This window comes from Microbacterium sp. Bi128 (assembly GCF_918698205.1).
Map to the genome: position 1 here is coordinate 1 of NZ_CAKKMM010000200.1, position 7,154 is coordinate 7,154.

Sequence of the window (7,154 nt, forward strand, 5' to 3'; positions counted from 1 at the left end):
GAGTTCGGCCCGCTGGCTGCCCTGGCCGTGGCCCTGGTCCGGCGCCAGCGGCGGCTCGGACGTGACGCGGCGCTGGCCCTCGGCGTCGGTTTTCCCGTCGCGATGCTGGCCGCCGCGCTGACAGCGTGGCTCTCCGTGCCACTCGGGCTGTTCCCCGCGGACGCGCTGGACCACGGTTCGGCAGTTGAATTCATCTACCACCCCGGCCCCTATTCCCTGATCGTCGCCGTCCTCGCCGGAACAGCCGGGATGCTGTCGGTCATCAGCCGGCGCTCGGCGGCGCTGATCGGGGTGTTCATCTCCGTCACGACGGTGCCGGCAGCCGGTTTCGTGGCCGTGGCACTGGTCCTGGGCGAGTACCAGAAGGCAGCCGGCTCCGCCCTGCAGCTGTTCCTGAACCTAGTCGGAATCGTGGTGGCCGCCGTCGGGGTCCTGCTGTTCTACCGGCTGGTGACCAGGCGGCTGGCACCGGACACCGCCCGCCAGCTGCGGCGCAGGGCGGACCGCTCCCAGCACTGACGCACGGGCGCCGCAGGTGCCCGCGACGGCGGGCAGTCCTGGGGACTACGGCCGGCAGGCCCGGGGACCGTGGAGCTTAGGGGCCCCATCCGGTCGCGGCGAGGAGCCTCTGGCTGAACATGGGCGCCATGCTGGCCGCATAGCTCCGGCTGAGGTGGTTGTCGTCCAGGTAGACGTAGGTGTTGCCGACCGCGCCCGGGCATTCCGTGCCATTGCAGATCAGGTCAGTCATGTCAACGAACGCGACGCCCGGCACCTTGCCATCCAGCGCGGCCAAGGGATTCGTTGCCGCAAGCATGCCTTGCTCGCGCGGCCTGCAGTCCGGCGCGCCGGCACCCTTCGTCGCTACGCACTCTGCCATGTTGAAGGTAAAACGCGGATTGTCCCGGAGGGCCACGACCTTGATGCCCTCGTCCGTCCAAGCCTTCGCGGTGGCTTCGAAGCCCGGGATCACGGTCTCCTGTGGCGACGACGGCGCTGCCTCAGTGCCCACGATGATGATGGCGTCCGGCGGGTTGTTCTTCACTTCGGATGCGACGGCCGCATTGAAATTGTCGCAATCCGCCGAGACGTGCTGCGGCGCGATGTTGGGCTTGCAGGCACCCTTGAGCATGGCGTAGAGCCGCCAGCCCTTCTCATCGCTGAGGGGAGCAATCGAGCCCAGCCATTGCTGTGCGTGGGAATCCCCGATCACGAGGACCTTTTTCGCTCCGGTGTCGGATTGATTGTTCTGGAAACAGTCCTTCTGAAGGACCGGGTCCTGCGGCTGCAGGTCACCGGAGCACGAGTTAGGGAGGCTGGCCCAGTCCTGCGGCAGCGTCTGCGGGGTGGGTAGCAGGACGGCGTTGGCGTCGGCCTGGTCCACAAAGCCCGGCGTCAGCGCCAGGGCGCCCGGGTTGTTCTTCGGGGCTTGGGCCAGGACTGCTTCGCTTTCGAGGTGCTGCTGGATCTGAATCCCCGCCAGCGGCACGGCGGCGGTGACCACGGCCACGGCGATGGCAACGAGGGCGCGGCGCCGCCGCACCTCCGGCCACTGCCACTCACGCCAGGGCTTCTCAATGAAGCGGGTGGTGAGGTAGGCGAGCACCAGGGAAACAGTGACGATGACGGCGCCTGTGATCAGACCCGCTTTTTCCCTGTGCATCACGGCAAGGGAGATGACCAGAACCGGCCAGTGCCACAGGTACAGGGCATACGAAATGTCGCCCAGCCGGACCAAGGGCTTCGAACTCAGGATCCGGTCGACGCCCAGCTTGCTGCCCGACTGCCCGGCTGCGATGACACAGGCGGCCGCCAGGGTGGGCCAGAGCGCCACAAACCCGGGAAAGGAAGCCTGGACGTTGAGCAGGAGGCCGCAGCTGAGCATGGCCACAATGCCCAGCCAGCCAAGCCCGATCCGCCAGCCCCGCGGAAGCCGCAGGGCAGGAAGGGCCAAAGCCACGAGCGTGCCCAGGGCAAACTCCCACAGCCGGGCCCAGGTGTCGAAGTACGCCTCCGTTTGGCTCGCCTGGGTGAAGACGATCGAGTAGAGCAGCGAAACAACGAAGATCACGGCGAAGACGTAGGACAGCAGCACACGGTAGCGGAGCCTGAAGCGCTTGGCGACGAACGCGGCCCCCACAAAAATGAGCGGCCACAGGATAAAGACCTGGCCCTGGATCGAAAGGGACCAGAAATGCTGGAAGGGACTGGCCTGGCTGTGATCCGCGGCGTAGTAGTTTGTCGCCTGGGTCTGCAGGAGCCAGTTCTCGGCATAGCCCAGGGAGGCCCAGCCCTGGTTGATGATTTCCATCCACCGGGTCCGGGGCAGGAAGAGGACAGTTGCGGCAAGGATGGCCACCAGGACGGTGACGGCGGCAGGGACGAGGCGCCGGAAAAGGTGCAGCCAGTGTTTGATGAGGGCCATGGACCGGCCCTGCTCGTACCGGCCCACGAACTGCAGCGTCATAAGGAAGGCCGAGATCAGCAGGAAGACGTCCACGCCGCCGGAAACCCGGCCCAGCCAGATGTGATAGGTCATGACCATCAGCACAGCGAGGGACCGGAGTCCCTGGATTTCGGGCCTGAAGGTGGATTTTCGGCCAGACTTGGCTGCGGGATCGTGCCCCGTCGCGGCAATGTGCCGGGCAGGCCGGGGCAAGGTTCCTTGCTGTGTCATAGAACTACCCCTCAACCAGATAACCAAAGCCTCCATGTTACCAAACCGTAATTTTGATGGCCAATCGTCACGGCGGCCACTGAACCCCATTGAGGCATGCCAACGTGGGAGTTTCCAGTGAACCCGGGACGCTGGAGCGGCACCTGACGGGTTAACTCTGCCAGAATCACGGCAACTTGCGGCCACGAACACGGCAGGACGGCAGCAGAGACTCGACAGAAAAAGGGACGGCCCGGCAGATGCCGGACCGTCCCCCCTGCGGGCAGAGCCTAGTGCTTGTGCCCTGCGTGCTCGTCTTCGTCAGCCGGCTTCTCCACCACGAGGGTTTCCGTGGTGAGGACCAGTGCCGCGATGGAGGCCGCGTTGCGCAGAGCCGCACGCGTCACCTTCACGGGGTCGATCACGCCGGCGGCGATCAGGTCTTCGTATTCGCCGGACTTGGCGTTGAAGCCCTGGTTCACGGCGGATTCGGCGACCTTGGCAGCCACGACATAGCCGTCGAAGCCGGCGTTCTGGGCGATCCAGCGCAGCGGCTGGACCAGGGCGCGGCGGACGATGCCGACGGCCGCAGCCGCGTCACCTTCGAGGGCCTGGACGGCCGCGTCCTCGTCGAGCGCCTTCAGCGCATGGATGAGGGCGGAGCCGCCGCCGGCCACGATGCCTTCTTCGAGGGCAGCGCGGGTGGAGGATACGGCGTCCTCGATGCGGTGCTTCTTTTCCTTCAGCTCAACCTCGGTGGCGGCGCCGACCTTGATCACGCCGATCCCGCCGGCCAGCTTGGCCAGGCGTTCCTGCAGCTTTTCCTTGTCCCAGTCCGAATCGGTGCGGGTCAGCTCGGCGCGCAGCTGGGCAACACGGGCGGCGACGTCCTCGGCCGAACCGGCGCCGTCGACGATCGTGGTGTTGTCCTTGGTGATCGTGATGCGGCGTGCGGTGCCGAGCACCTCGAGGCCAACGGTGTCCAGGCTCAGGCCCAGCTCCGCGGAGACAACCTGCGCACCGGTGAGGGTCGCGATGTCCTGGAGCATGGCCTTGCGGCGGTCACCGAAGCCCGGCGCCTTGACGGCGACGACGTTCAGCGTGCCTCGGATGCGGTTGACGATCAGCGTGGACAGGGCCTCGCCCTCGACGTCTTCGGCGATGATGAAGAGCGGCTTGGAGCTCTGCAGCGCCTTTTCCAGCAGCGGCAGGAAATCCTGCACTGAGGAGATCTTGCCCTGGTTGATCAGGATCAGGGCGTCCTCGAGGACGGCCTCCTGGCGTTCCGCGTCGGTGACGAAGTACGGGGACAGGTAGCCCTTGTCGAACTGCATGCCCTCGGTCAGGACCAGCTCGGTCTGCGTGGTGGAGGACTCCTCGATGGTGATCACACCATCCTTGCCGACCTTGCCGAACGCCTCGGCCAGCAGCTCGCCGACCTCGTCGCTCTGGGCGGAGATTGCGGCAACGTTGGCAACCTGCGTGCCTTCAACCGGGCGCGCGTTCTCCAGCAGGCGGGCGGCGACGGCCTCGACCGAAACCTCGATGCCGCGCTTGATTTCGCCCGGTGCGGCGCCTGCCGCTACGTTGCGCAGGCCTCCCTTGACCAGCGCCTGAGCCAGGACGGTGGCGGTGGTGGTGCCGTCGCCGGCAACGTCGTTGGTCTTGGTGGCGACCTCCTTGGCAAGCTGCGCGCCAAGGTTCTCGTAGGGGTCATCCAGCTCGATTTCACGGGCGATGGTCACACCATCGTTGGTGATCGTGGGGGCGCCCCACTTCTTGTCCAGTACGACGTTGCGGCCGCGCGGACCCAGCGTGACCTTGACGGTGTTGGCGAGCTTATCGATGCCGGCTTCAAGCGACCGGCGGGCAGCGTCGTTAAACGCAAGCTGCTTTGCCATGGTTTTGTCCTTTCAAGACAGAACCCCGCGCAACTGATCCATTCAATGCGAAAGGATCGGCTGCGCGGGGGTCCAAGAGAGTTACTTTACGACGATCGCCAGAACGTCGCGGGCGGAGAGCACGAGGTACTCGGTGCCGCCGGTCTTGACTTCGGTTCCACCGTACTTGGAGTAGATGACGACGTCGCCAACGGCAACGTCAACGGGAACGCGGTTGCCGTTGTCATCGAAGCGGCCGGGGCCTACTGCAACAACTTCGCCTTCCTGCGGCTTCTCCTGCGCGGAGTCCGGGATAACCAGGCCGGAAGCCGTGGTCTGCTCGGCTTCGAGCGGGCGGACAACAATACGATCCTCAAGAGGCTTAATAGAGACCGACACTCGGACCTCTCCTTTTCGTCAGCAAATTCGTGGACTATGAAGCGGTGATGCCAAGGCGCACAGACCGTCGTCGCGGTGCCGGCAGCGTGCCTGGCGGAACGCGCTTCATGTGTTAGCACCCTCCTAGGGAGAGTGCTAATGACGACTCTATGTAAATGGTTAGCACTCGGTCAAGGCGAGTGCCAGAAATTCGTTCCGGGTGAACATTTCCCCCTAGGGGACATGCCCATTTTTCGCTGCGGCCGGAGGACACTTGGGCATCATGCTCTGTGCCCGTGCTGAGCGATGGACATGCCCAACGCATACGGGCGGCCCGGGAGGACATGCCCATTTTTTGCTGCGGCCAGAGGACACTTGGGCGTCATGCTCTGTACCCGTGCTGAGCGACGGACATGCCCAACGGGTCCGGGCTGCCGGGGAGGACATGTCCATCCGGGGCGGAGGAGGCTGGGCATGTCCCCTGGCCCGTGGCCGTTGGCCGTTTGGCGGTGCGGTGCGCGCCCACCAGCGGCGTCTATTCGCGCGCCTACTCGATGGCTACTGGTCTGCGAGGTCGTCGAAGTCCACGTCCTCGCCGTCGTCTTCGTCCGTGTTCTGGCCTTCGTCATTCCGGTGCCGGAACGACAGCACGGCGCCGGCGGCGGCCAGCAGAATGCCGGCGATGAGGAAGATGATGCCGCCGAGCCGGGCCGCGGCATAGGTCTCGCGGATGGCCCGGGCCTCGTCCGTGGCGTCCTGGACGTTCTTGCCGCCGACGGAATACACGGTGGCGTTGAAGGAATCGAGGAAGAAGATGATCACCAAAAGTGCGACGGACACGACGGCGATCACCGCGCCGGCGATCAGCGCCGGTTTTGCGTAGCGGGCCAGTCCCTGCGGCCGCCGGCGCTCCTGCCTGGCGTCGTCGTCGCCGGCCGTGTCCTGCCCGGCCGTGTCCGCTGAGATGCTGTCGCCTGTGCCGCTGTCTTCCATGCCATCAAGCCTAGCCCCCGCCGTCCGGTCACAGCGCGCCCGCTGACCTCAACTACGCTGGATGCCATGACTGACGCACCGCAGGAACATATTGCCCCGATCCTCACCCCCGAGGGCTGGGAGCTGCTGGCGTCGTTGGGCCCGTACCGCGAGGACGAGGCCTTCCGCCTCACGGCGTCGCTGCGCAAGGCCGGCCACTCCCCCGAGCTGGTCTCGGCCGTGCTCACCCAGTCCCGGCTGCGGACCAAGGCCGAGGCGAAGTTCGGCGAATTTGCCCGGCAGATGATTTTCACGAAGGCCGGTCTGGAACAGGCCACCCGGCTCACGGTGGCGGCACGGCACGCGCAGCGGTTCGCGGAGGCCGGAATCGGCCATGTCGCCGATCTCGGCTGCGGGCTGGGGGCCGACACGATGGCCCTGGCATCCCTGGACCTGGTGGTCACCGCCGTGGAAATGGACGAGGCCACGGCCGCCTGCGCCACCATGAACCTGATCCCCTTCCGCAACGCCACCGTGGTCCACTCCGATGCCACCTCGGTTTCGCTCTAGGGGATCGACGGCGTCTGGCTCGACCCAGCCCTTCGTGGAGTCACTCGCCGGCTCCGGCCGCGTCGTCGGCGTGAAGATGGGCCCGGGCATGCCACACGACTCCGTGCCGGCCGGCTGCGAGGCCCAGTGGGTTTCCGTGGCCGGGGACGTGACCGAGGTGGCCCTGTGGTTCAACGCGGTGCGGCGCCCCGGGGTGCGGCGCGCGGCCCTCCTGCTCGGCCCCCTTGGTTCCGCTGAGCTCACCAGCGGCGAGGACTTCGGCGCCGGCCCGGTGGCGCCCGTTGGGCCCGTGGAGGGGTACCTGTATGAGCCCGACGGCGCGGTGATCCGCGCCGGCCTGGTGGCCGACGTCGCGCTCCAGCTGGGCGGGCACCTCGTGGACGAGCACATCGCCTACATCTGCGCCCCGGAGCTGCATGACACCCCGTTCGCCAAGGCGTACAGGGTCCTGGAGGTGATGCCGTTCAACGTCAAGGCACTCAAGACGTGGGTCAAGGACCAAGGGATCGGCGTCCTGGACATCAAGAAGCGCGGCACCGCCGTGACCCCGGAGGAGCTGCGGAAGCAACTCCTGCCCGGCGGAAGCGGAAAGCACAAGGGTAAGAAATCGGCCACCCTGGTCCTCACCAGGATCGGCGAGGACCGGGTGGCCGTCTCGGTGGAGCCGGTCTAGCCCCGCCAGCGGGATCCCACCGGCC

5 protein-coding genes and 1 pseudogene are annotated in these 7,154 nt (G+C 66.5%); 2 read left to right on the forward strand and 4 right to left on the reverse strand.

The window, feature by feature from the left end:
- Window positions 1-519, forward strand: a 519-nt coding sequence (locus LQV45_RS14405; protein ID WP_230007624.1) for a DUF389 domain-containing protein, incomplete at its 5' end; no start/stop codon positions are given.
- A 76-nt stretch (window positions 520-595) separates the two neighbouring features.
- On the opposite strand, the gene LQV45_RS14410 is transcribed toward LQV45_RS14405, so the two are convergent.
- The 4 genes from LQV45_RS14410 to LQV45_RS14425 form a co-directional block, all read right to left on the reverse strand.
- Window positions 596-2,677, reverse strand: coding sequence for an acyltransferase family protein (locus LQV45_RS14410; RefSeq protein ID WP_290370252.1), 2,082 nt, complete (start codon window positions 2,675-2,677; stop codon window positions 596-598).
- Between the two features lie 269 nt (window positions 2,678-2,946).
- Entirely contained in the window at window positions 2,947-4,557 is a 1,611-nt protein-coding gene (groL, locus tag LQV45_RS14415) for a chaperonin GroEL (protein ID WP_230007625.1), read from the reverse strand.
- An 81-nt stretch (window positions 4,558-4,638) separates the two neighbouring features.
- A complete protein-coding gene (gene groES, locus LQV45_RS14420; protein WP_028275747.1) occupies window positions 4,639-4,935 on the reverse strand; it encodes a co-chaperone GroES in 297 nt (98 codons plus the stop codon).
- 537 nt (window positions 4,936-5,472) lie between these two features.
- Window positions 5,473-5,907: a hypothetical protein gene (locus tag LQV45_RS14425; protein WP_230007626.1), complete on the reverse strand. Its 435-nt coding sequence runs from the start codon at window positions 5,905-5,907 to the stop codon at window positions 5,473-5,475.
- Window positions 5,908-5,973: 66 nt separating this feature from the next.
- Here LQV45_RS14425 and LQV45_RS14430 point away from each other — a divergent pair.
- A pseudogene (locus tag LQV45_RS14430) lies at window positions 5,974-7,129 on the forward strand (SAM-dependent methyltransferase).
- Window positions 7,130-7,154: the final 25 nt, after the last annotated feature.

Excerpts from the sequence above, each read along its gene's own strand:
- LQV45_RS14410 (WP_290370252.1), bottom strand. The coding sequence starts at position 2,677 with ATGACACAGCAAGGAACCTTGCCCCGGCCTGCCCGGCACATTGCCGCG.
- LQV45_RS14425 (WP_230007626.1), bottom strand. The coding sequence starts at position 5,907 with ATGGAAGACAGCGGCACAGGCGACAGCATCTCAGCGGACACGGCCGGG.
- groL (WP_230007625.1), bottom strand. The coding sequence starts at position 4,557 with ATGGCAAAGCAGCTTGCGTTTAACGACGCTGCCCGCCGGTCGCTTGAA.